We start from the raw sequence: 25,832 nt of genomic DNA on the forward strand, positions 1-25,832 counted from the left end.
AGCGAACCGCTGCGAGTTTGCCGGAGGCTATAAGTTTCGCGCCACGCTGGCATATCGACGTTGTCGGCGGCAGTATGATGCTGTTCCTAGGGTTCAACGGCATCCGCCGCGCGGTTGCCCCTCCTCGACGCCATACGCTCATTCACCGTCTGATCCCGGATGGAGAGACGGTTGCGCATCGTTCGAGGACGGGTCCGGGACGATGGTGCCGCCCTTCATGACCATCCGAACGCGACGGAGCGCGGCTATATTTAACGTCGGATCGCCCGACACCGCAACCAGATCCGCCAGCAAGCCAGGTTTCACCGTACCTCGCGTGTCGCCAAGATGGAGCGACCGCGCGTTGCCGGAGGTCGCGGCCATCAGGACCGCCGCGCGGGGCATCCCCGCCGCTACCAGCAATTCCATCTCGCGCACGTTCTGCCCGTGCGCGAATACCCCCGCATCGCCGCCGACGCAGATCGGGACGCCTGCCTCGAGCGCCAGCTTGAGGCTTGAACGACTGAGTGCGACGGCGGGCGGCGCTGGTTCGCTACCGTTCCAGCCGCGATAGCGTGCGGTCGCGTCGGATGCGGCGAGTGTCGGACACAGCGCGATGCGCTTGGTCGCCATGTCTGCGAAGATCGCGGGCGTACCGCCATAGCCGTGCTCGATGGTATCAACGCCCGCGGCGACCGCGCGCCGCATACCCTCGGCGGTCGCGGCATGGACGGCAACCGGGCGACCCGCATCGTGCGCCGCCGCCACCGCCGCCGTCATCTCGGCGAGGCTCAACGTCGCACGGCTCTCCTCGCCGGGTCGCCAGCGATAATCGGCATACAGCTTGACCCAATCCGCACCGGCCGCGATCTGGCGGCGCACCGCGGCCACCATCTGGTCGACGCCCGACACTTCCTTGGCCCCCTGCGGCACCGCGACGCCTGGCTCGAAACCCTTCGGACCATAGGCGCCGAGCGCGACGATCGCGCGCGTCGCGACCGATAGTCGCGGGCCCGGCACGATGCCCTGGTCGATCGCCGCCTTCAGCCCGACGTCCGCATAGCCGGCGCCCTCCGTGCCGAGATCGCGTTCGCTGGTGAAGCCGGCGAGCAACGTCGCCTTTGCGTTCGCAACGGCGCGCGCGGTGCGGAGCGCGAGCGGCTCGTGCAGGACCTGATCGTCCCAGCTCGTCTCGTTATACGGATGCAGGAACAGATGCCCGTGCCCCTCGATCATGCCGGGCATCAGCGTATCGCCGGCAAGCTCGATAGTCTGCGTGTCGGTGGGCACCGGTAGATTGGGACCGACTGCGACGATCCGGTCGCCCGAGACGAGCACCTGCCAGCCGGCATGGACGATACCATCCGCGCCATCGAAAACGCCCGCGGGTTTCAGCAGCGTCGATCGGGGGTTAGACGCCGGCACCGCGGCTGCGGGTCCGAGCAGAACCGCCGCGGACGTCAGCACTATCGTCGTCAGCCACCGCATGGTCTTTCCCTCGTTCCCGCCTTACGCTGCCACCATGGATAAGCTCCTTCGGCGTGCGCGCAATCCGGTGATCCTGTTGGCCCTGCTGACGGCTGCGCCCAGTCCGCCACCAACCGACATAGCGCGGTGGCAGGTGCAGGCCGCGCGCGTCACGATCACGCGCGACGACTGGGGGATCCCGCATATCCGTGGGCGATCCGACGCGGATGCGGTGTTCGGGCTGATCTACGCACAGGCCGAGGACGATTTCGCGCGGATCGAGGCGAATTACCTGACCGCGCTCGGGCGTAGCGCCGAAGCAGACGGCGAGGACGCGGTCTGGGCCGATCTTCGCCAGCGGCTGTTCGTCGATCCTGCAGACCTGAAGCACCAATATGCTGCCAGCCCCGTCTGGTTGCGCGCGCTCATGCAGGCCTGGGCGGACGGGCTGAACTATTATCTGGCGACGCATCCGCAGGCCAGGCCGAAGGTCCTCACCCGGTTCGAACCATGGATGGCGCTGAGCTTCACCGAAGGCAGCATCGGCGGGGATATCGAGCGGATCTCGCTCAGCGATCTGAAGACGTTCTACGGCAAGCCCACCCCGCCCTCGCCGGAGGAACGCGGCATGGTACCCCGAGAGCCGTCGGGGTCTAACGGCATCGCGATCGCACCCCGCCTCACCGCGAACGGCCGCGCGCTGCTGCTGATCAATCCGCACACCAGCTTCTATTTCCGCTCCGAAGCGCAGATGACTAGCGACGAAGGGCTGAACGCGTATGGCGCCAGCACCTGGGGGCAGTTCTTCGTGTACCAGGGCTTCAATGCCAAGGCCGGCTGGATGCACACCTCCGCGACGGTCGACAATATCGACGAGTTCGCCGAACGGATCGCGCGGACCGGCGAGCGCTATGCCTATCGCTACGGCAGCGAAGTCCGCCCGGTCACCACGCACACCGTCGTCCTGCGCTATCGCCGGGCCGACAGCGCGATGGGGGAGCGGCGCTTCACCACCTACGCCACGCATCACGGGCCGATCGTCGCGATCAAGGCCGGGCGCTGGATCGCGACCGCGTTGATGTGGAAACCCGTCCCCGCGCTCGAACAAAGCTATCTGCGGACCAAGGCGACCGATCTGGCAAGCTATATCGCGGTCGCCGAGCGGAAGGCGAATTCGTCGAACGACACGCTGTTCGCCGACGATAAGGGCGAGATCGCATTCCTGATGCCGCAGTTCATGCCGATCCGCAGCGACCGGTTCGATTACACGCGTCCCGTCGACGGCAGCGATCCCGCGACCGACTGGCACGGGCTCCACACGCTCGCCAGCCTGCCGAGCGTCGCCAACCCGCGGACCGGCTGGGCGCACAACACCAACGACTGGCCGTGGAGCGCGGCGGGGCCGGACAGCCCCAAGGCGGCGGACTATCCGAAGTACATGGACCAGGTCGGCGGCAATGCGCGCGGCGTTCATGCCGACCTGCTGCTGACCGGCAAACGCGGTTGGACCCCGGACACACTGCGTGCCGCGGCGTTCGATTCCTATCTGCCCGCCTTTGCGCGATTGCTCCCCGGTCTGGTCGAGGCGTGGGACGCACTGCCTGCCCACGATCCACGGCGGGCGTCGCTCGCGGAGCCGATCGCGATGCTGAAGCAATGGGATCACCGCTGGAGCTACGACTCGGTCGCGACCAGCCTCGCGGTGTTCTGGGGTGACCAGTTGTGGCGCGAAGTCGGCAGCTTCGCCCAGGCCGAGCGGTTGAACGTGCCCGACTACATCGCCGCGCGCGTGTCGCCCGAGGCCAAGCTTACCGCGCTGTCCGCCGCGGTCGATCGCCTGACGCACGACTTCGGCGACTGGCGCACGCCGTGGCAGCAGATCAACCGATTCCAGCGGCTCGACGATGCGATCCAGCCGCATTTCGACGACGCGCGCGCCTCGATCCCGGTGCCGTTCACCTCGGCACAATGGGGCAGCCTGGCGTCGTTCGGCGCCAAGCCCTGGCCCGGCACGAAGCGTTATTACGGCACCAGCGGCAACAGCTTCGTCGCGGTTGTCGAGTTCGGCCCGCGGGTGAAGGCAATGGCGGTCATGGCCGGCGGCCAAAGCGGCGATCCGGCATCACCTCACTTCGCCGATCAGACGCAGCGCTATGCGGAGGGCAGACTGCGCCCGGTCTATTTCTATCCCGACGACCTCAAGGGACACGTCGAGCGCAGCTACCGACCCGGCGGGTGACGTCGCGCCTTTCCGGCCACTACGTCACCGCGCCTGAATTTACGTCGGAGTGGCGTCGAGCTTGTCCTGTGTCCGTGTGTCGAAGTCGCCGGCATCGTGGCGTTCGTGGAGCTGGCTGGCAGGATCGCCCATCACGCGGTTGACCATCCGGCCGCGCTGGACCGCCGGTCGCGCGCCGATCAGGTCGGTCCAGCGCAGGACGTTCTTATAGTCGCTCACCTGAAGGAACTCGGCAGCATCATACACCTGGCCCGTCACCAGCGCGCCGTACCAAGGCCACACCGCCATGTCGGCGATCGAATAGTCGTCACCACCTACATATTCGCTCTCGGCCAGCCGGCGGTCCAGCACGTCGAGTTGGCGCTTAACCTCCATCGCGAAACGGTCGATCGCATATTCGATCTTCACGGGAGCATAGGCGTAGAAATGCCCGAAACCGCCCCCCAGCATCGGCCCTGCCCCCATCTGCCAGAACAGCCACGACAGCACTTCGGCGCGCTTGGCGGCATCGGTCGGGAGAAACGCACCGAACTTCTCGGCAAGATAGAGAAGGATCGATCCGGATTCGAACACGCGGATCGGCTCCGCGCCGCTGCGGTCGACCAAAGCGGGGATTTTCGAGTTAGGATTGGCCGCGACGAAGCCGCTGCCGAACTGGTCGCCGTCCATGATCTTGATCAGCCAGGCGTCGTATTCGGCACCCGTATGACCGGCGGCAAGCAGCTCCTCGAGCATCACCGTCACCTTGACGCCGTTGGGCGTTGCCAGCGAATAGAGCTGGAGCGGGTGCTTGCCGACGGGCAGGTCCTTGTCGTGCGTGGCGCCGGCGATCGGGCGGTTGATGCTGGCGAACCGGCCTCCGCTCTGCTTGTCCCAGGTCCAGACCTTGGGCGGCGTGTAGTCGGCGGTCTCGGTCATTCTGGCTCTCCGCTATCTCTACTCTGCGTCGGCGAAGTGCGCCGTTGTGCGGCTATGCGCAAGGCCCGAGCCGACGTCGCTCGGTCGAGCGTGGCTTGCTAGAGCCGTAAGGTATCAGCCGCGTCCGTAACGTGAATGTTCGAATACCCCATCGTCACTCTCGGTCCCCCTCTTCGCACGCGATCAGCGATCTCGGGTCAGTTGCCCGCACGTGCGTGGAGCGTACGGACCTCGTCGGCGAACGCTGGCACCGGGCCCGCGACGACCGCATCGGGTACGACGTCGGTGATCCGCAGCGGCACGATGCCGAGCGATGGCTTGCCGAATTCACGCAGCCATTCATTCAGCTGGATCGTCGACGTCGCGTAGACGATCCTTCCCATCCCCACGAGCCCATGCGCCGCCGCGCACATCGCGCAATGCTCACCCGAGGTATAGACCACGGTCTGTCGCCGCTCCTCCGGCGACAGATGCTCGGCGGCCCAACGCGCGATCGTGAACTCGGGATGACGCGTCGGATCACCGCCGCCGGTTCGGTTTCGGTCCTCGAACAGCACCTCGCCGTCGCGCGACACAAGGATCGAGCCGAACGGCTGGTCGCCCGCGTCTACGGCTTCGGTCGCCAGCTCGACGCACCGCCGCAGATGGCTCATGTCGATATCGTTCATTCCATTTCCTCAAAGCTCATTGTGTCGACGCCTTGCAAACGTTCAGCCCTCCATCTGGCTGCCGAGTTTGCAACGGCCAATCCCGTACCACGCTGATACAGGTTCGGTGCAAACTGACCATCTAAGCTGTTCGAAAGGCTGGCTGTATTCGCTAGGGCACGGTCAGTTTCATGGCGGGCAGCCTCAGCCCGGCCGTGAGGCCTGTGGCGAAACGGGGACGAACGATGGCGAACGCAGCACCGATAACGGTCGATGGCAACCTGAACGACTGGACCGCCGGCGACCGCATCGATCGCGGGCTCGGCACCGGATACGCGATCTATGCGCGCAGCGACGGCGCGGACTTCGCGTTCGCGATCACCGCCCCCACCGCGATCGGCGCGAACACCACCGCGTGGCTTAACACCGATCGCAACGCGACCACCGGCTACCAGGTGTTCGGGTTTGCCGGTGGCGCCGAGTACAACGTCAACTTCGCGGCCGACGGCACGGTGTCGCTCTACAGCGGCGCAGCGGGTGAGACCCTCGTCGCGAGCGGTTTGCAGGCGGCATGGTCGGCGGATCGCTCCACCGTCGAGTTCAAGGTGCCCAAGGCGGCGATCGGCAATCCGCAGGCGATCGACACGATCTACGACGTCAACGACACCGCGTTCCTGCCCGGCAGTTATTCGAACCCCGCGTTCACCGTCTTCAACGACACCGGCATCGTCGCCGATCCGTCGCACCGGATCGCGATCGTCTGGTCCGATTCGACCGCCAACGCCTATTTCAGCAAGACCGCCTATTCGCAGCTGTTCATGGCCGCGCAGAGCCAGGCGATGCAGGCCGGCGTGCCGTTCGACATCCTGACCGAAGGCGACCTGACCAGCCTGGCGACACTCGCCAAGTACGACACGATCGTCTTCCCGTCGTTCCGCAACGTCGAGGCGGGCAAGGCAGACCTGATCGCGCAGACGCTGGAGCAGGCGACCAAGCAGTTCGGCATCGGCCTGGTCGCAGCGGGCGAGTTCATGACCAACGGCGCCGACAATACCGCGCTCGCTGGCGATTCATATTCGCGGATGAAGCTGTTGTTCGACGCGACGCGCGTGACCGGTGGATTCCCCGCCGACGTGACGGTGAAGGCGAGCGATGCGTCGCACCTCGTGCTCGACGGCTACAGCGACGGCCAAGTCATCCGCCAATATACCGGCGTCGGCTGGAACGCGTTCACCAGCGTCAGCGGCACGGGCACGACGATCGCGACCGAGACGGTCAACGGCCAGACCTACAGCGCCGCGATCGCCACGCAGACCGGCGGGCGCAACGTGCTGTTCTCGAGCGAAGCGGTGATGGCCGACGACACCCTGCTCCAGAAGGCGATCGACTATTCGGTGCACGGCGACGGCCTGTCGGTCGGGTTGCAGATGACCCGCCAGACCGGGCTGTTCGCGTCGCGCGTCGACATGGACCAGAGCAAGCAGATCGAAGAGGTCAATCCGGCCGGCACCGCGCCCGGGATCTACGACAAGTTGCTGCCGATCCTGACCGAGTGGAAGACCGCATATAATTTCGTCGGCAGCTATTACGTCAATATCGGCAACGATCCGGCAAACGGCGAGGCGACCGACTGGGCGGTATCGCTGCCGGTGTACAAGGCGCTGCTCGATGCGGGCAACGAGATCGGCACGCACAGCTACACGCATCCGATGGACACCAACCTGCTGACCGATGCGCAGATCGCATTCGAGTTCGGCCAGTCGCGCGCCGAGCTGGAAAAGCAGCTGAGCGCGTATCTCGGCAAGACCGTAACCGTCGGTGGTGCCGCGGTACCGGGCGCACCCGAGCAGATCGCGACCAGCCAGGAGATCCTGAAATACGTGACGTATCTCAGCGGCGGCTATTCGGGCGTCGGCGCGGGCTATCCCAACGCGATCGGCTATATGACGCCGCAGAACGCCGCCGACGACAAGGTCTATCTGGCGCCGAACACGTCGTTCGACTTCTCGCTGATCGAGTTCCAGAAGAAGACCGTCGCCGAGGCCAGCGCGACCTGGGCGAAGGAATTCGGCGCGCTGACCGCGAATGCCGATGCGCCTGTCATCGTGTGGCCGTGGCATGACTATGGCCCGACGATGTGGGCCAGCGACGGCGCCACCAGCCTGTACACCAAGCAGATGTTCACGACCTTCATCGCGCAGGCCGCCGCCGCCGGCGTCGAGTTCGTGACGCTCGCCGATCTCGCAGGGCGAGTCAGCGCGTTCCAGAATGCGACGATCACCTCGACCGTGGTCGGCAACACGATCACCGCGACGGTCGGCGCGACCACCGGGACCTTCTCGCTCGACGTCGATGGCCAGAGCAACGGCCAGGTCATCAAGAACGTCGCCAACTGGTATGCCTATGACGCGGACACGGTGTTCCTGCCCAAGGCGGGCGGCACCTATGCGATCACGATGGGCGCGGTCGCCGACGACGTCACGCACATCACCGCGCTGCCGATGCGCGCGACGCTGACGTCGCTGAGCGGAGACGGCCGCGATCTCGCGTTCACGGTCGAGGGCGAGGGCAAGGTCACCGTCGACCTCAAGGCGCCGGGCACCGACTGGACGACGCTGAGCGGTGGCAAGATCGCGAGCCAGATCGGCGAGATCCTGACGATCGACCTCGGCGCGATCGGCGTCCACGACGTCAAGATCGGCCATCAGGCCAATGTGGACCCCGTGCTAACCTCGTTCGGCGGCGGCACCACGGGCGCGCTGTCGATCGCGGAGAACGGCACCGCGCTGACCACGATCACCGCGACCGACGCGAACATCGACTGGGGCGATTCGATCAAATATTCGATCGGTGCCGGCGGTGATGGCGTCAATTTCTCGATCGACGCGACCACCGGCGTGCTGAAGTTCGTCACCGCGCCCGATTACGAGGCACCGACCGACCTCAACCGCGACAATATCTACGGCGTGACGGTCGTCGCGACCGACGCACGCGGCGCGATCGACACGCAGACGCTGACGATCGGGGTGACCGATATCGTCGGGATCACCAAGACCGGCACGATGGTCGCCGACACGATCAACGGCACCGGCGAGCAGGACGTGCTCGATGGCGGCTGGGGCAACGACGTGCTCAACGGGCTAGGCGGCAATGACAAGCTTACCGGCGGGCTCGGCAACGACACGCTCAACGGCGGTGCAGGCACCGACACGCTGATCGGTGGCGACGGCAAGGACATCCTCCACGGCGGCGATGGCAACGACATCCTGATCGGTGGCGACGACATGGACACGATGACCGGCGGCGCGGGCGCGGACATCTTCCGCTTCGAGGTGAAGGGCGACAGCCTGACGTCGTCGTCGCGCGACGTCATCACCGACTTCGTCGTCGGGCAGGACAAGATCGACCTGTCGATGATCGACGCCAACAGCTCGCTGTTTGCGCGCGGCGACCAGGCGTTCAGCTTCATCGGCACGACCGCGAAGTTTTCCGCGCCGGGTCAGCTACGCTACAGCTACCAGATGATCGGTGGGAAGGAATTCACCGTCGTCGAAGGCAATACCGACAGCGGTTCGGCCGCCGATTTCTCGATCGCGCTGACCGGCCATCATGTCCTGACTGCGAACGATTTCTTCATGTAGTTCGCGACATAGGCCGGCAGTGTTATGGCGGGCATAGGCTTCCAATTAGCGAAAACCGCGCGTGAGGGCGGCGTCGGCGGGATCGTCGGCGCCGCCGCGTTCGGCGCGGTGATCAGCGCCGGGCCGTGGCTGATCACCGCGGTCGCGATGGCGTTGCTCAACCACTGGTCGGGCACGCATCTGGGCACTGGCGGCGCGCGGACCGTGCAGACGATCCTGGTCTACGCGTTCAGCCTGTCCGCGCTCGCCGCCGCGCCGGTCGGCATCCTGGCGACGCGGATGGTCGCGGATCGCATTTTCGCACGCGATGCAGGCGGCGTGTCGGGGATCATGCTGGTCGCGCTCGCGGTCGGCGGCGCGATCGCGCTGGGCGTCGGCGCGGTCGTGTACGGCATGCTCGCGCGGCTTCCCCTCGGCGAGGCGGCGCTCGCGACGCTGATCCTCGCGTGGCTGACGCAGGTCTGGATCGCCGCACCGCTACTCACCGCGCTTCGCCGTTACCGCGCGATCCCCCTCGCCTATCTGCTCGGCATCGGTTTCGCGACACTACTGCTGGCACTGTTGCCCAAGCTCGACGTCGTCACCGTGCTCGCCATCATCGCCGGCGGCATCGGCCTGACGCTGGCGGCGATCATGGTGGTGATCCGCCGGCATTTCTCCGCCCCGCCCGTCCTGCCGACGCGCGATGCGATGACGCCGCGGCTCGCCTGGATCGTCGCTACGGCCGGGGTCGCCGGGGTCGCGGCGATCTGGATCGACAAATGGTTGTTATGGCTAGGGCCCGACAGCCTCCGCGCGATCGGCCTGTTGCGGCTCAATCCGATCAACGACCAGGGCAGCTTTCTCGGGCTGCTGACGATGGTGCCCGGCCTCACGCTGCTGCTGATCGTGACCGAAACGCGCTTCGATCGCGCGTTCGGCGACCTGATCGTGCGGTGTACCGGCACCTCGACGCTGCAACGGATCGAGGAGGCGCGCAGCGAGCTCGCGCGGACGATGTTCGACGGGCTGCGGATCATGCTGCTGGTGCAGGCGCTGGTCGCGGCGCTCGCCTGGGTGTTCGCGGTGCCGCTGTTCGACCTGATCGGGGCGGACGCGCGCGCGATCTTCGCGTTTCGCCAGACCTCGCTCGGTACGGTCTTTCACCTCGTCGTGATCGCGGCGACCGTCGTGTTGGCCTATTACGACCTGTTCGGCCGGATCCTGCTGACCTGGAGCGCCTTCGCAATCGGCAGCGCCATCGCGACACTGCTACAATGGCATGCGGGGTTTGCCGCGTTCGGCTGGGGCTATATGGCGGGTGCGGTGGTCGGAGCGTCGGTCGGCATCGCGCTGGTCGCCGAAGCCACGGTGAGCCTCACCTATCTGCTGTTCGTCGGCAACAATCCCTCGGTCGTGGGGCACGGAGGGCGTCTGTTATGACGGGATCTGATGAGATGGCACGCCGGACGATCTTGCAGCGAGTGCTCGCGATGGGAGCGATCGGGCTGACGATCGGCGCGCGATCGCGGTCGCAGGCGGCACCGAGACCGTCCCCGGACACGGCGCTACGCTGGGGCATCGATTACGGCGCCACCACCGATCCCGCGCTGGCGCGGGCGTGCGCGCTGCTGGTGCTCGAGCCGCATCATGCCCGGCCGATCGCACCACTGCGAGGCCCCGGCAGCATTCTGCTCGGCTATGTCAGCTTCGGCGAGGTCGAGCGCAGCCGGCTGTATTTCGCCGCGCTCGACAAGGCCGGCGCGCTCAACGCCGCCAATCCCAACTGGCCCGACGCACGGCTCGCCGACTTGCGCCACCCGGCATGGCGTGCGGCGGTGCTCGACCGCCTCGTCCCCGCGATCCTGGCGCTCGGCTATGACGGAATCTTCATCGATACGATGGATAACGCCGAAGCGATGGAACGGCAGGATCCGGTCGCCAACACGGGCATGGTGGCGGCAGGTGCGACGCTGATCGCCGCCGTGCGCGCGCGCTTTCCCAAATTCCGCATCATGCTCAACCGCGGCTACGCGCTGCTGCCCGACGTCGCGCCCAAGATCGATTATCTGCTTGGCGAGGCGATGGCGTCGCGGTGGAACTTCGCTGCCAAACGCTATGAACTGCTCGGCGAGTCGGACTGGGCGTGGCAAGCGGGTCGCCTGCGCGCCGCGCGAGCCCGGAACCCGGCGTTGGCGTTGATGACGCTCGATTACTGGAATCCTGCCGATACGACGCAGATCGCGGCGTTATATGCGCGTGAGCGCGCGGCGGGGTTCAGCCCCTATGTTGCGACGCTCGCGCTCGACCGCCTGATGCCGGAACCGACCGGATGAGGATCGACCGCCGACGCGGACGTCTCGCGATCGTCCTGCCCGCGCTGGCGGGGCTTGGCCTGCTCGCGGGCGGGTTGATGCTGCTACCGAACGCGCGCGAGATTCGTCACGCCGAGCGTCGCGCGCAATTGGTGCCGACGCCGGTGCCGGCGAGTTCGATGCCGGCCGCCCCGGTACCGCCACCGGTGCTGCCGCCCCTGCACCCGACGATCGCGGCGCAGATCGCGACCGCCGACGCGGCGGCACTCGCAGCGCTCACCGTACGGCTGATCGCGGAGGGTCAGCCGGTGTCGACGCTGCAGGTCACCTATGATCTGGTCGCGGCGAAGAGACCGGCGGTGGCGCTCGACTATCTCGCGATCCGGTCCGATGGCGCTACCGCCGCGACGTGGCGGTTGCGTGTCGACCTTCTTCGCCGAGCCGGGCGGACCGCGGATGCAGCCGTGCTCGTCACGCAGGCGACGCAGAAGCGCGGACCGGTGGCGGCTGAGGATATCGTCGCGGCGGCCTATGCGATCGATCGGCCCGACCTCGTGATCGCGGCGGCGGCGAACCATGTGATCCCGCCGCCCGATGCCACGCTGTCGCTCGATCTCGCGCGCCGCGCCGACACGGCCGGACGCGGCGACCTGATCGCGCTCCTGGACAAGGCGACGGCCGCGAACTGGCGGGCGGCGGATCCCTGGCTCGCGATCCGCGTGGCGGCGCGTGCGAACGATACCGCGGCAGGGTTGCGGGCGGCCGACTATCTCCCGGTCGCGCAGCGTTCGGCCGCGCGCGAGGAAATCATGACCAAGGCGGGCGACCGCGAGGGTCTGCGGACCGAATTGCTGGCCCGTGCTGCGGCGCCGGGCGCACAGCCCGAGCGGGAAGCGGAACGCTTGCTGGCGGCGGGTTATCGCGCCGATGCGATCGCCGTCCTGCGCCGGGCGGCGAGCGGAATGCCACCCACCGCGCCGGTAGCGCAGCGCCTGCTGTACTTGATGGGCCCACGGCCTGGGTCCGAGGATCTCTCCTGGCTGAAGCAACAAGCGCTGCAGGGCACCGCGAGCCAGCAGCGTGGCTGGCTGGTACGCTATGCCGAGCGGGACCGGCCGGGCGAGGCGCTGGCGTTCGTGACGCGGCATCCGCTCGCGAGCCAGACCGACATGCTGCTGATGCGGCTGTCGCTGGCCCGCGCGGCGGGCAATGATGCCGCCGGTCGCACGCTGGTGACGTCGCTGCTCGACGGGCGCGCACTCGATCCGGCGCAGCTCGGCGCGCTGTCGGCCGCCGCCCCCGCACGGATCGATTCGACCCAAGCGGCAGCAATCGCGAAACGCCGCGTCGCAGCCGGAGTCGCGGCACCCCGCGATCAGCTCGACCTCGCCTGGACCGCCTGGAATGCGGGCGATGCCAAGGGCGCGGCGGCAGGGCTTGACGAACATCTGGCGACCGCGCCGACCGACCTTCCGGCGCTGCGGCTGATGGCCGACGTGCAGGCGCGGCTCGGCGGCGAGCGGGCGGCCCGCCCCTGGCTGGACCGCGCGCTCGCCCAGACTCCGGCCGACAGCAAGGCACGCGTGGAGATCCTGGAAAAGCTCGGGCGTCGGTCCGAGGCGGTAGTGTTGGTCGAAACACTGCGGTCGGAGATGCCGCGTGACCGATCGCTCGCCGCGCTGCACGCCCGCCTGCTCATCGCGCAGGGCCAGCCGGGCCGGGCGCGGACGGTGTTGGCGCAATGATCGCGCTGTTGCTCTGCCTGACGGATGCACCCGTGCTGACCGTTCCCCGTACAGTCTTCGCGGACAGCCGGATCGCCGCGCCCGAGACCAGGCTCGCCTGGCCCGACGCGGCCGTGGTCCGCATCGAGGACCGCGACGGCGAGCTGGTCGCGCGGTTCAACCAGCCGATCACGCCCGACCGGATCGCCGCATTTCGTGACGCGGCAGGCGATGCGATCGGCGATCTGCGCTGGAACGACGACAGCCTCGTGCTGCGTCCCGCCGCCGGCTGGACGATGACGTGGCGGCAGGCGGGACCGGTGGTCGCGCTGGCCTTCTCACCGCCCGTCTCGAGCGAACCGCTGGCCGACAGCACCGACGACACCGCCTCCGATGCCGCGCTGGCCGCGATCGAGGCGGACGCCGCGGCGGGCTATCCGGGGCCGGCACGACGCGCCGCGACAGCCTTGGCGAAACGCTATCCGACCGATCGCCGCGCCGCGCGCATGCTCGCCGACACGCGGCTCGCAGACGGCGACGTGCGCGGGGCGGCGCGCGAGTACCGCGCACTCGCGGCCGACGACCTGACCGCACGGCGCGCGATCGCCGCCGCACCGGGCACGGCAAGCATCGGCGTCACCGCGCGCGACGGCAGCGACCTGTCGCAGGCGGAGTTTGGGGCACGGATCGACTCCGCGGTCGGCAATACGCTGGTCGCCGGTGGCGGCCTTCGCCATGTCGTCAGCCGCGTCGGCACCGATGCGCCGACCATCCACAGCGGCGAGACCATCCTCGACGCCTCGCTGGCCGCCGCGTTCGACGGCGCCGTCCGCGTCCAGCTGCTCGCCTCCGCGGCGCTCGACGACGGCGTTACCGGCGGTGGTGCCAAGGCGGTCGTGGGATCCGCCGATGCGCAGTTTCGCGCGACGCTGACACGGCACATGCCCGACTACTCGACCCCGGCGCAGGTGCTGGCGGGCGGATATCTCTCACGCGCACTGATCGGCGTTACCTACCGCCTGACACCCGGCCTGCTGGGGCAGGCGGATATCGGCGTGAACCGGTATGGGCTCGCCGGCAGCAACGGCGCGAGCGACACCATCGTCGCGAGCGGCGGGGTGGATTATCTCATCCGTCGCCAGTTCCCCGCACTTGGCCTGACCTATCGGTTCGAGGCCGAATATGTTCAACGCCAACAGCTGGGCGTGAACGGGCTCCCGCTCATTCCGCTCGCCACCCGCGAGAACCATACCGTCCAGGGCCTGATGAGCGGCGCGGTCGGTGCCGTCCAGATGACCGCGCTGGCAGGGTGGACGATCGACCGGTTCGGCGGCGACGGCCCGACCGCCAGCCTGGGCATAACTGCGCCGATCGCGGTGGCCTGGCGGGTCGAGGGCAGCGGCGGCATCACCTCAATCGCGCGCCCCGGCTTTTCGGGACGCCAACTCTACGCGCGGGCGCTGCTGACACGCAGCCTTGGGGATACGCAGTGACTCACGACGACCATCGCCCCCAAACGCCGACCCGGTGGCAACGCCCCGCGCGCATCGCGGTGGAGATCGCGATCGCCTTTACCGCGCTGGCCGCGCTCGACTGGTGGCTGACCGGCGGCACCGGCTTTGCGCGTGTCCAGCCGAACCCCTATTGGCTGCCCGTGCTTGTGATGGCGCTCGCCTACGGCACCGGCCCCGGCGTTCTGGCCGCCGCGATCGCATCGGGACTGTGGCTCGCCCATGTTCACGACAATCTGGGCGAGCGCGACTATCTCGACCACCTGTTCCATTTGTCGCTCCAGCCATTGATGTGGTTCGTCGTTGCCGGGGTCATCGGCGAAGTGACGATCATCCGCACCGGGCGTCACGATCGGCTCGAGACGCGCGGCCGTGTCGCGACGCGTAATCTCGCGCGACTGACCGAGGCCTTTGCAACACTGTCGCAGACCAATCGCCAGTTGCAGGTCCAGATCGCAACCGAAGCGCATACCGTCGGTCATGCGATCGAGACCGCCGCGCGGCTGTGTTCGCCGGACCCCGCCGAACGGCGCGGCGCGATCGCCGAGCTGATCGCGCTTGCCGCGCGGACCCCCGACTTCACCTGCTACCGCGTCACCGGCGACGAGGCACGCGCCTGGCTTCGCGGGCCGATCACTGCGGGACGACGCGACGTCCTGCCCGCCGCGCTCATGGAGCGGATCGAACGGCATAAGCGGGTCCTGCATGTCGCCAAGCGCAGCGATCGCCACGTGCTCGACGGTATCGGCGTTGCCGCCATCGCCTTGCCCGATCGGAAGACCGGTGAGGTCGTCGGATGCCTGGTCCTCCATACGCTGCCCTTCGAGGCGCTGAACGCCAGCCGTACCGCCGAACTCGCCGAGATCACCACGTGGCTGACGCCCCTGCTCGCGGATATGCCGAACACGACACGGCCGTCGGTGCGATCCGCCGGGCTGGTCGCATGATCCTCCGCCTGATCGCGCTGGCGATCGTCGAACTGCTGATCCTGACGGCGTGCCAGATATTCGGCGTCGCGGTCGGCTGGGGCCTCGCTGCGCACGCCGCGGTGAGCGCGTTCGGGTTCGGCGTGTGGCTTCGCGGTGGCACTGCGACCGGCTTTGCGGCGGCGATGCTTGGCGTGCTCGGACCGTTCGGACTGCTCGTCGCGCTCCTCCTCGCCGGGTCGCTCGGGCGTTTGTCCCGGCCCACGACGCAGCGCAGCGACGACGCCATGTTCGGCCCGATTGCCGGCGGGTCCGCGCAGCGCGGCGCGCGTCTCGCGGTCGCGCGGATGCTCGATGGGCGGGTGCATCATGCGACCCCCGATACGCTGAGTTCGCTGGTGACGATCATGCGGCACGGTGCAGTCGCCGAGCGCCGACGGGCGCTGGAGACCGTGGTGCGATCGTTCGAGCCGGCGCTGTCGCCGCTCATCGCGCTGGCGCTCACCGACGGCGACCAGACGATCCGCGCATTGGCCGCCGCCGCGTCGTCGCGGGTCGCGGAGAACCTGGTGCTGGCGCGCGCGCGGCTGTCGGCGCGGGTTGCCGAGGGCATCGATCCGGATGCCGCGCTAAGCCTGGCCACGCTGCTCGGGGATCATGCCCGCTCGGACGTACTGCTGTCCGATTCGCAACGCCGTCACCTCCGCGAAGACGCGGTCGCGATGATGGTTGCTTCGGTACCTGCCGGGGCGAACGACCCGCGATCGGAAACGCGCGACGCGTTGATGATCGAGGCACTGTGGGCCGCCGGCGATTATGACGCGATCGACCGGATGGCGACCACGATCGAGGCATCGTCGGAGCAGGACGACGCTCCCGTCGACGGTAGCGACCGCGGCGCGACGACGCTGGCGACATGGTGGCTGACGGGAGCCGCGGCGTGATCGCGCTGTCGGCCCTGGCCGACGACCGGTCCCGGCCCGCGTCGCGCGACATCCCCGATGCGGACATCTGCCTGATCGTCGAGGGTGCGTATCCCTATGTGATCGGCGGCGTGTCCGGCTGGCTGCAGGATCTGATGACGCATCTGCCCGACGTCCGGTTCGTGATCGTCGCGATCAAGCCCGGCGCGGATATGCTGCCGTTCCAGCTGACCCCGCCGCCCAACGTCGTCGGGATCGTCGAGATCGGCCTCGCGCCCGCGCCCGCCGTGCCGCGTGCGATCCCCGATCGGATCGCGGTGCCGATCGCCGATGCGCTGGTCGCGTTCGTCGCGACCGGCGGCGCGGACCGGCTCGCGACGCTGATTGACCTGATCGGCGGCAACGCCCGGCCGCTGGCGCCCGGCGACATCCTATCGCACCCAGCCGTCTTCGCGCGGCTCAGGCGGCATTACCAGGCGATGTTGCCCAAGGCATCGTTCCACCATTATTTCTGGGCGATGCGCGTTTTGCTGGGCGGGCTGCTCGCGGTGCTGACCACGCCCCTGCCGCAGGCGAAGGCGTATCACACGATCTCGACCGGGTTCGCCGGGCTGTTGGCGGCCCGCGCCGCGCGCGAGACCGGACGTCCGGCGTTCATCACCGAGCATGGCATCTACCTGCTCGAACGCCAGATCGAGGTGATGATGGCGGACTGGATCGGCGATCAGGTCGATACCGGGCTCGAACTCGAACGCAGCGTCCGCGATCTGCGCGATCTGTGGGTGCGCGCGTTCACCAGCTATGCGACAGCCTGTTACGACAGCTGCGATCCGATCGTCGCGCTGTACGGTGAGAACACCGCGGTCCAACGCCGCCTGGGCGCCGCCGCGGACCGGGTCCGCGTAATCCCCAACGGCATCGACTCGAAGCGGTTCGCAAGCCTCCCGGATCAGCGCGATCCGGCGCATCCGCTGGTCGCGCTGCTCGGCCGGGTGGTACCGATCAAGGATGTGAAGACGTACATCCGCGCCGCCGCGATCGCGCATGCCGAACGCCCCGACCTGCGCTTCGTAGTGCTCGGCCCCGAGGACGAGGACCCCGAATATGCTGCCGAATGTACCCGGCTGGTCGAGGATCTCGCGCTGGGTGCGGTGTTCCGCTTTGCCGGCCGCGTGCGGATCGAGGACTGGATGGCGAGGATCGACCTGCTCGTGCTGACCAGCCTGTCCGAAGCGCAGCCGCTGGTGATCCTCGAGGGCGGCGCGTGCGGCATCCCGGTGGTCGCGCCCGACGTCGGTAGCTGCCGCGAGATGATCGAGGGCCGCGGCGGCACGGACTCGGGACATGGCGGGATCGTCACGCCGCTGGTCAACCCGGCCGCGACCGCCGCGGGCATCCTGGCGATCGCCGGCGATCCCGCGCTGCGGACGGCCATGGGCGAAACGATGCGCGAACGGGTGCGGCGCGATTACGATCACGGCACGATCATCGGCGCCTATGCCGCGTTATACGGGTCGCTGATGGCGGCATAGATGGCCGGCTCCGAACCCGGTTCACGAGCGCTCAAGCCGCATGATCCTCCCCCGCCAGGGGGAGGTGGCTGACACCTTTGCCAGACAGAGGGGGAGGAAACGATACCGCGCGTTCCGTGTCCACCCCCTCCGGCGCCTTTGGCGCCACCTCCCCCTGGCGGGGGAGGGTTGCGGGCGCGCGGGACCGGCGCCCCTCCCCGCTCCGTCATCCTGACGAAAGTCAGGGCCCAGGGTCGCGGGCGGCATCCTTTGGTACTCTGGGTGCTGACTTTCGTCAGGATGACGGAGGATGTCGCGCGGCTGCTCAGGCCCCGCCGGTCACGACCGCGTCGCTCAGGTCGGCGCTCGCCGGGGTCGCCAGTACGGGGATCGTTGCGATCGGGAGGGTGGTGCCGAGCGGGCCGGGCAAGGCCTCGACGATCGGGGGGCGTATCCGCGTATCGGTGGCGGGGGCGACGATCGGCGCCGCAGGCGCGCGGCTGCTCGGCACCTGCAGGCGGTCGATCGGCGCGAGGATCGGGTCGAACGGGCCGAACGTCTGCGCACGCACCCGCCGCGTGTTGCGCGCGGGATCATACGCCGGCACGCCTTGGTCGATCGCTGCCGCCTGGAGCCGGCCCAGCGTCGCCAGCAGCCGCGCTTCCGCGGCATAGGCGCCGTAGGTCGCGTTGACGAAGACGAGTTGCGCGGTGAGCAGGCGCTGTTCCGAATCGAGCACTTCGAAATTCGAGCGAAACCCTTCCGAAAAACCGCGCTGGACACCGGTGAGCGCGGACTCCGCCGCCTCGGTCGCGTGCTGCCCCGCGGTCATCTGCTCGCCGCCCGCGACCGCCTGGTTCCAGGCGTTCTGCGCGTTGGCGAGCGCCGCCCGCCGTGCGGTCTCAACCTCGAAACCGAGCTGCTGGCGTTCGGCGATCGCGGCACGGACGCGCGATCCGATCACGCCGCCGCTCAGCAGCGGCATCGTCAGCGTCACCGCGCCGCTCGCCTGCGCGCCCAGATCGCGCACCTGATAGGTATCGGGGCTGCCGTAACCATAGCTGCCCGACAGCGCGACGATCGGTGCGCGCTCGGCGCGCTGCGCGGCGATCCGCGCATCGCCCGCCCTGGTCGCGAGGATCGCCTGCCACAGGCTCGGGCTTTCCTTCTCGGCGACCGCGAACGCGGCATCAAGCGAATTGGGCAGCCCCGGCAGCGTCGGCGGCGCGAGCAGCGTCCCCGGATTGCGCCCGACCGCCGCGGCGAACCGCCCCCGGCTCGCCTGGAGATTGACCGTCGCCTGCGCCAACTGCGCGCGGATGATCTCGCGTTGCGCCTGCGCCTGCGCGATGTCGGTGCGGGTCAGGTCGCCGCCGCGTTCGCGCGCGATCGCCTGCGTCACCTGCCGCCCATAGGAGTCGAGCGAGCGTTGCTGGATCGCTACCAACGCCTGATCGCGGCGCACCGATACATAGGCGTCGACGACCTCGTACAGGATCGCGTTCTCCGCCTCGCGCAGTCGCTCGCGGCCGGCCAGCACGGTCGCCTCGGCGGCGGAGACCTGCGCCGCGGTCCGCCCGCCGTTGAGCAGGATCTGCGACGCGGTGAGCGTAGCCCCCATCGTCCGCCCGCGCGCGACCGCAAAATCGCCGAGCAGCCCGCGCTGGTCCTGCGACTGGTATTGCAGCGTCATGTTTACGCCCGCGGTCAGCCGGTAGGCCGCGCCGGCCTGGACGATCTGTTCGTCGAGCCCGCGGAGTTGCGCCCGCTGCCCCTCCAGCGACGGGTTGGTGCGATAGGCATCGGCGATCGCCTGGCCGAGCGTTTCGGGCGCGGCGACCTGCGTTTCCGGCGCGGTCTGCGCGACTGCCGGGGTTGCGAGGAGCAGTGCGCCGGCGAGGCGGATCATGTCAGCGTTCATGGAGCGACCTGGAAAAGGCTTCGGTCAGCGGATCGAGCAGATAGTCGAGCGCGGTGCGTGAGCGGAGCTTGACCAGCACGGTGACGGGGACGCCTGCGCGAATCCCGGTATCGCGACCGCGGACCGCCTCGATCTTGGCGATCTGGTCGCGCGGCACGGTGATCTCGGCGCTGAAATAGCTGTGACCGGTCTGCTCGTCGCGCAGTGAGTCGGCGGACACAGTGCGGACCGTGCCGAGCAGGATCGGCAGGTCGCGTTCGTGCAGCGACAGGAACTTCACCTCCGCCTCGCGCCCCGCGAACACGCCGTCGATATCGCTCGGCGAGAAGTTCGCGCGCACCACTAGCGGCGCGGCGTCGGGGACGATGTCGAGGATCGCCTGCCCCGGCTGGATCACGCCCCCCACGGAGAAGACGCGCAAGCCGACGATGCGACCGGTGACCGGCGCGCGGATGATCGTCCGCGCCAACTGCTCGCGGGCGGCGGCGAGTTTCGGCATGACCTCGTTCAGCTGGAACTGCGTGTCGCGGAGCAGCGTGGCGCTGTCCTCGACATATTTGCGGCGCGTCTGGACGCCCTCCGCCCGCGTCTGGCCGATCTGTTCGCGCGCGGCCGCCGAGCGCGAGACATAGTCGGCGTCGGTCCCTTCGAGCTGCTGGATCGAGCGTTCGATCGCGCGCACAGTGTTGCGCGAGACATAGCCTTCGTCGGCGAGCGCGCGCGTGCTCTCGAGTTGCTGGCGGAGCGAGGCGCGCTGGCGGGCGGTGGCCTGCGCCTGTGCGTTGAAGCCGTTGGTCTGCTGCGCGACGGTCGCCGCCTGCTGGCGGAGCACCGCGCCGTTCGCCGCCAACGCCGCCGAGCGCGCGGTGCGTTGCGCGATCTGGAGCGACTTCGCGCGATCGACAAGGCGCCGGTCGTCGCCTTGTGCGGAGGCGAACTCGGCGGGCCAGACGATTGCGCCGCCGCGAACGTCCGCCTCCAGCCGCGCGCGTTGTGCCTGGAGGTCGATCACGCTCGCCGCCAGCGCGCGTTCGCTTGCGGTGACTTCCGCGCCTTCGAGCCGGAACAGGATGTCGCCGGCGCGGACGTGCTGGCCGTCGCGCGCGGCCATCGCCGCGACGATCCCGCCCTCGCGGTGCTGGACGGTCTGGCGATTGCCCGCGACGACCACCTGCCCCTCGCCCGCCGCCGCCGCATCGAGCCGCGCGAACGCCGCCCAGCCGAGCCCGACGACGAAGAACAGGATCGCGACGATCCCGCCGACGAGGATGGCGTGACGCGGCGAGTCGTCGAGGCGGAGGCGATCGGCGAGGCTCGCACCGCCCGCGGCGGGGACCGGGCTGGCCAGTTCGGCGGGGATCATCGTACGCCTCCCGCAGCGGCGACATGCGGCCGGACGACCTTCGCACGTTCGTCGAACAGCTGGATCGTGCCGCCGCGCAGCACCATGATCTTGTCGACCGCCTGGAGCAGCCCGGTACGATGCGTCGAGACGATCACGGTCGCGCCCCGCGCGCGCAGTGCCGCGAGCGTCGTCACCAGCCGCGCCTCGCCATCGCTGTCGAGGTGCGCGTTGGGCTCGTCGAGGAACAGGATCGTCGGCGTCCCGAACAGCGCGCGCGCGAGCGCGACCGACTGGTTCTGCCCTGCCGACAGCCCCGATCCGTCCGCCATGCTGAGCATCGTCGCATAGCCATTGGGCAGGCCGAGGATCACCTCATGCGCGCCCGCCGCCTGCGCCGCCTCGACCACCGCGGCGTCGAGCTGTTCGCTCTCGCCCGCCAGCACCGACTGGAACCGCGAGATGTTGGTGTGGACCGAGGTCGGGAACAGCGACGGCGATTGCGGCATGTACCCGACGTGACGGCCGAGCTGTTCGCGGTTCCAGTCCGCCAGGCTCGCGCCGTCGATCCGGACCTCGCCCGTATCTGGTGACAGCGCTCCCGAGAGGACGCGGAGCAGCGTCGACTTGCCGGCACCGCTCGGGCCGACCAGCGCGACGATCTGCCCGGCTTCTACCGAGAAGCTGATGTCCGACAGCAGCGCGCGGTCGGTCCCCTCGGCGCGCACGGTGACGCCGCGCACATCGATCCGCCCGACCGGCGTCGGCAGCGTGGTCGCATCGATCGACGGCCCCGGCAGCGCGCAGAACGCGTCGAGATCGCGGTAGGCGTTGCGCGCGGCGGCGAGCGGCTTCATCGCGCCGAGGATCTGCTCGACCGGCTGGAGCGCGCGTCCGAGCAACAGCGACGCGGCGAAGATCGCGCCGCCCGAAATATCCTGGCGGATCGCCAGCAGCGCGCCGAGCGCAAGCGCGAGCGATTGCAGCAGCAGGCGGAGGAATTTGGTGATCGCGAGGAACTGCCCCGCGGTGCCGGCGAGCGCGGCCTGGCGGCGGACCAGTTCGGCGCGCTCGAGCAGGTGGCGGGTGATCAGCGCATTGCGCATCCCCATCACGCGCGCGACCTCCGATCCGTGGATCGACACGTCCTGCTCGCGCGTGGCGAGCACCGCGCGCGCATGCGTGTCGCGTGCGGCGTGCGCCGTGACGCGGTCGCTGAGGATCGCAATCCCGCCGAGCAACAGCGCGCTGACCAGCGCCAGCACGCCGATCCACGGGTGAAGCAGGAACGCGATGCCGATATAGATCGGCGCCCAGGGCGCATCGAACAGCGCGACGATCGTCGGCCCGGTCAACGTGCCGCGCACCGTATCGAAATCGCGCATCGCCTGGCTGCGCTGGCCGATCGTCGCGCCGTCGGTGCCGAGGATCCGCAGCAATATGCCCGGCGCGGCTTGGCGTTCGAGCCGCATGCTGGCGCGGAGCAGCAACCGCATCCGCACCGCATCGAGGATCGCGAACACGATCAGCGACAGCACCAGGATCAGCGTCAGCAACAGCAAGGTCGCACCGCCGCGCGTCGGCACCACACGGTCGTACACCTGAAGCATGAAGATCGACGGGACGAGGTACAGGACGTTCACCAGCCCTGAGAACACCGCGGCGAAGACGAGATGGCGTCGACACCCCCGAACGGCGTTGGCCAGGGCATTCTGGCGATGCCCGGACGTTGCCGTCGCAGGCGCGGAAGAGGACGTCGGCATGACCGCCGCTTAGCCGCGAAAGGTTAAACGAACGGTTTCGCAGACACTTGCAGCTAGCCAACACGGCGCATTTCGATTGCGTTTCACCGACCTACCGCCGCCTAGTACCCCAACGACCTACGCAAAAGGTATGATAACGCAGCGCGGCAAACCCGATGCCACGCGCCGGCCGGGTTTCGGCAGGCAAGGGTTTTTTGCAACCATTCCATACGCCCAGCCGCTGCTGGAGATTGGGCATGTCTGAACCGATCAACGCCAAGCGATATTCGGCAGTTCGACAATCCTGCGTTCTCACGTCGGAACGTGTCCCCCGGTAGGCTGCCATGGCCAACGGCAACCGAGCAATGTTGGAAGTAGTTGAAACATCGCGGGGGAGGCTAGAGATCCTCGGTGTGCACGCGCTGCTTCCACAGCTTGACGGGCGGGATGCGGACGTCCTCCTGGAAGATGCTGGTCGCATCGATCGGCATCGATCCCGGCACCTTGCCGCCAACATCGCTCATATGCCCGAACATCGAGGTACAGGCGACGACCCGGCCGTCCTTGAACACCGGCATCAGCACGAGCCAGTCGTTCAGATGGCTGATCGCGCCCTGCACCGAATAGGGATCGTTGAGGAAGATCAGGTCGCCGTCCTCGACGGTGCCGTCATAGCTTTCTAGGAACGGGCCGATATACGAGCCGAACTGGCCGACGGTCCTGCGGCCCTTGCTGTCGGCGATCAGCGGAAAGGCGTCGCCCTGTTCGCGGATGCCGGGCGACATCGCAGTGCGGACGAGCGTCGCGTCCATCTCGATGCGGGCGTTGCGGAGCGCGTTTTCGATCACCTCCAGCGTGACGGGATCGATCGGCACCGTCTCGAACGGTGTGGCGTTGGCCTGGATGATGCGTGCGGGCATGATGGTCCTCTCAGGCCAGATTGATCAGGATGTTGCCGACCGAGTCGACGACGCCGATGCAGCCGCCTTCGATCAGCGTCGTGGAATCCATCTCGACGATGATCGCCGGGCCGGGGATGACGTCGTTAGCGCGCAGTTTCGACCGGTCGTAGATGACCGCAGGCCGCATCGCGCCGTCGGTCCAGAGCTCGTGATCGCGCAGTTTCGCGGCGATCGGGTCGCCGTTGCCCTCCTCCAGCACCGGCGCCTTGAGATCGAGCAGCGGCCCGAGTGCGACCGCGCGGAGGTTCACGAGTTCGTGCGCGGTTTCCATATTGAAGGTGAACAGCCGGTGGTGCTCTTCGTCGAACCGCGCGGTGACGCCGGCGAGTCCGTCGCGCGCCAAGGTCTCGGCATCGATCGACAGCGGCACCTCGAACGCCTGGCCTTCGTAGCGGACGTCAATCTCGAACAACGACGTGATGTCGGCGTCGGCGATGCCGTCGGCAGCAAGTTCGGCACGCGTTTGTGCAGCCATCTCGTTGAGGATCGCCTGGACCTCGGTCTCGTCAGTCTCGCTGAAGCGGCGCGAGAAGCTGCGTGCGGTCTCGGTGCGCATCTGCGTGGTCGCATCGCCGAGTGCGCACAGCCCGCCGGGCGAAACCGGCGACACCGCGGGCCAGCTGTCCATCAGCCGCGCGACCGCGTTGACGTGGAGTGGCACCGCCCCGCCAAAGTCCATCAGCGCAAAATGGCGCGGGTCGTAACCCTGCTGGACCGAGATCATGCGGAGCGCGCCGAACATGTTCTCGTTGACGATATCGATGATCCCGCGCGCCGCCTGCATCAGGCCAATGCCGAGCTTGTCGGCGATCCCCTGCACGGCAATCTTGGCGCCCTCGCGGTCGAGCTTGAACGCGCCGCCGAGCAGCGATTCGGGCAAATAGCCGAGCACGACATTGGCGTCGGTCACGGTCGGCTCGACGCCGCCTTTGCCGTACGCAACCGGCACCGGCACCGGGCCCGCGGACCGCGGACCTACCCGCAGCGCGTTGGTCAGTTCGGGGACGTAGGCGATCGAGCCGCCGCCAGCGCCGACCGTCTTCACGTCGAGCGCGGACGTTCGCACCGCCAGATGGCCAACCTCGGTAGTGCGTACTCGGCGCGCCTCGAGATTCTCGATCAGCGCAACGTCGGTCGACGTGCCCCCGACGTCGAGCGTCAGGATGTTGCGGATGCCCGCGTTCTTGCCGACCCACAATGCGCCGGTCACGCCGCCCGCTGGCCCCGACATCAGCAGCGACACCGGATGCTCCTCAGCCTTTTCCGACGACATCAGCCCGCCATCCGAGCGCAGCAGCGACAGGCTCCCCGTCATGCCGCTGTCGCGCAGCTTGGTGCGCAGGTTGCGGACATAGTTGCGCATGATCGGGCGGACCGCAGCGTTCGCGACGGTCGTCAGCGTGCGCTCATATTCCTGCATCTCGGGCAGCACGACATGGCCGAGCGACAGCGGCACGTTGGGCAGGATTTCCGCCGCCAGTTCGGCCACGCGCAGTTCGTGCGTGCCGTTCAGATACGCGTTGATCAACGACAGTGTCAGCGCCTCGATCCCTTGCGCCTTCAACGCCTCCAGCGCAGCGCGGATATCGGCGTCGTCGATCGGACGGACTTCATTGCCCTGCGCATCCATCCGCCCGGCGATCTCGACGGTATCCTCCAGCGCGGCGAGCGGCTCGGGCTTCGGCCAGACGATCCAGCCGGCAAGGCGCCCGGGCACGAAGCTGCGCGCGATCTGCATGATCTGGCGATAGCCCTCGCTGGTGACGAGACCGACGCGCCCCCCTTGCCTTCCAGCACCGCGTTGGTCGCGACGGTCGTGCCGTGGAGGAAGAACTCGACCTCGGCAGGCGAGATGCCCGCCTCCGCGCAGATCGCGTCGACTCCGGTCAGTATGCCGACCGAACTGTCATGCGGCGTCGACGGCGTCTTGTGCCGCCAGAACCCGCCGCTCTCCTGATCCAGCAGCAGGTCGGTGAAGGTCCCACCGACATCGACGCCCAAACGATAAGCCATGATGTTCCCGCTATGATGATCGCGCGGCCACCATCCGGGCCGGCGCTTTTGCTGGGGCCTTCCTAGAACCGC

At 68.3% G+C, this 25,832-nt stretch carries 15 protein-coding genes and 2 pseudogenes; 9 read left to right on the forward strand and 8 right to left on the reverse strand.

The window, feature by feature from the left end; translation table 11 throughout:
* Positions 1-138: 138 nt before the first annotated feature.
* Positions 139-1,467, reverse strand: a complete 1,329-nt coding sequence (locus tag C8J40_RS07955) for an amidohydrolase family protein (protein ID WP_132896538.1) — start codon at positions 1,465-1,467, stop codon at positions 139-141.
* A gap of 34 nt (positions 1,468-1,501) precedes the next feature.
* Here C8J40_RS07955 and C8J40_RS07960 point away from each other — a divergent pair, with 34 nt between their 5' ends.
* Positions 1,502-3,685 (forward strand): penicillin acylase family protein, encoded by a 2,184-nt coding sequence (locus tag C8J40_RS07960; protein WP_132896539.1) that lies wholly within the window; start codon positions 1,502-1,504, stop codon positions 3,683-3,685.
* Between the two features lie 39 nt (positions 3,686-3,724).
* Here the strand turns inward: C8J40_RS07960 and yghU are convergent, their stop codons facing one another.
* Both yghU and C8J40_RS07970 read right to left on the reverse strand, forming a co-directional pair.
* The gene (yghU, locus tag C8J40_RS07965; RefSeq protein WP_132896540.1) at positions 3,725-4,603 is read right to left on the reverse strand and encodes a glutathione-dependent disulfide-bond oxidoreductase; all 879 of its coding nucleotides are present in this window, start codon (positions 4,601-4,603) and stop codon (positions 3,725-3,727) included.
* 197 nt (positions 4,604-4,800) lie between these two features.
* Entirely contained in the window at positions 4,801-5,271 is a 471-nt protein-coding gene (locus tag C8J40_RS07970; RefSeq protein ID WP_132896541.1) for a nucleoside deaminase, read from the reverse strand.
* A 224-nt stretch (positions 5,272-5,495) separates the two neighbouring features.
* On the opposite strand from C8J40_RS07970, the gene C8J40_RS07975 reads away from it, so the two are divergent.
* Genes C8J40_RS07975 through pelF form a run of 8 tightly spaced genes read left to right on the forward strand, consistent with a single transcriptional unit; the run spans position 5,496 to position 17,801 of the window.
* The gene (locus C8J40_RS07975) at positions 5,496-8,891 is read left to right on the forward strand and encodes a cadherin domain-containing protein (protein WP_132896542.1); all 3,396 of its coding nucleotides are present in this window, start codon (positions 5,496-5,498) and stop codon (positions 8,889-8,891) included.
* Between the two features lie 24 nt (positions 8,892-8,915).
* Positions 8,916-10,313, forward strand: a complete 1,398-nt coding sequence (gene pelG, locus C8J40_RS07980; protein ID WP_132896543.1) for an exopolysaccharide Pel transporter PelG — start codon at positions 8,916-8,918, stop codon at positions 10,311-10,313.
* On the forward strand, positions 10,310-11,206 hold the full coding sequence (locus C8J40_RS07985; RefSeq protein WP_243693269.1) for an endo alpha-1,4 polygalactosaminidase: 897 nt from the start codon (positions 10,310-10,312) through the stop codon (positions 11,204-11,206). Before pelG ends, C8J40_RS07985 begins: the two co-directional genes overlap by 4 nt.
* Positions 11,203-12,930: a hypothetical protein gene (locus C8J40_RS07990; protein ID WP_132896544.1), complete on the forward strand. Its 1,728-nt coding sequence runs from the start codon at positions 11,203-11,205 to the stop codon at positions 12,928-12,930. Before C8J40_RS07985 ends, C8J40_RS07990 begins: the two co-directional genes overlap by 4 nt.
* Positions 12,927-14,402, forward strand: a complete 1,476-nt coding sequence (locus tag C8J40_RS07995; protein ID WP_132896545.1) for a hypothetical protein — start codon at positions 12,927-12,929, stop codon at positions 14,400-14,402. The genes C8J40_RS07990 and C8J40_RS07995 overlap by 4 nt, the downstream gene beginning before the upstream one ends.
* The gene (locus C8J40_RS08000) at positions 14,399-15,367 is read left to right on the forward strand and encodes a hypothetical protein (protein ID WP_132896546.1); all 969 of its coding nucleotides are present in this window, start codon (positions 14,399-14,401) and stop codon (positions 15,365-15,367) included. Before C8J40_RS07995 ends, C8J40_RS08000 begins: the two co-directional genes overlap by 4 nt.
* Positions 15,364-16,290 carry a hypothetical protein gene (locus tag C8J40_RS08005; RefSeq protein WP_207901163.1) on the forward strand — a complete coding sequence of 309 codons (927 nt, stop codon included), beginning with the start codon at positions 15,364-15,366 and terminating at the stop codon, positions 16,288-16,290. Before C8J40_RS08000 ends, C8J40_RS08005 begins: the two co-directional genes overlap by 4 nt.
* Positions 16,263-17,801, forward strand: a complete 1,539-nt coding sequence (gene pelF / locus C8J40_RS08010; protein ID WP_132896548.1) for a GT4 family glycosyltransferase PelF — start codon at positions 16,263-16,265, stop codon at positions 17,799-17,801. The genes C8J40_RS08005 and pelF overlap by 28 nt, the downstream gene beginning before the upstream one ends.
* Positions 17,802-18,105: 304 nt before the next feature.
* Here pelF and C8J40_RS08015 read toward each other — a convergent pair whose 3' ends face one another.
* The 5 genes and pseudogenes from C8J40_RS08015 to C8J40_RS08035 form a co-directional block, all read right to left on the reverse strand.
* Complete coding sequence (locus C8J40_RS08015) at positions 18,106-19,701, reverse strand: TolC family protein (protein ID WP_132896549.1); 1,596 nt, start codon at positions 19,699-19,701, stop codon at positions 18,106-18,108.
* Positions 19,691-21,064, reverse strand: coding sequence for an HlyD family type I secretion periplasmic adaptor subunit (locus C8J40_RS08020; protein WP_132896550.1), 1,374 nt, complete (start codon positions 21,062-21,064; stop codon positions 19,691-19,693). Before C8J40_RS08020 ends, C8J40_RS08015 begins: the two co-directional genes overlap by 11 nt.
* On the reverse strand, positions 21,061-22,806 hold the full coding sequence (locus C8J40_RS08025; RefSeq protein WP_132896551.1) for a type I secretion system permease/ATPase: 1,746 nt from the start codon (positions 22,804-22,806) through the stop codon (positions 21,061-21,063). Before C8J40_RS08025 ends, C8J40_RS08020 begins: the two co-directional genes overlap by 4 nt.
* Positions 22,807-23,186: 380 nt before the next feature.
* A pseudogene (locus C8J40_RS08030) lies at positions 23,187-23,705 on the reverse strand (hydantoinase B/oxoprolinase family protein); the annotation flags it as partial.
* A 10-nt stretch (positions 23,706-23,715) separates the two neighbouring features.
* Positions 23,716-25,760, reverse strand: a pseudogene (locus C8J40_RS08035) (hydantoinase/oxoprolinase family protein).
* Positions 25,761-25,832: the final 72 nt, after the last annotated feature.

It is taken from the genome of Sphingomonas sp. PP-CC-3A-396 (assembly GCF_004343105.1).
GTDB lineage: Bacteria > Pseudomonadota > Alphaproteobacteria > Sphingomonadales > Sphingomonadaceae > Sphingomonas.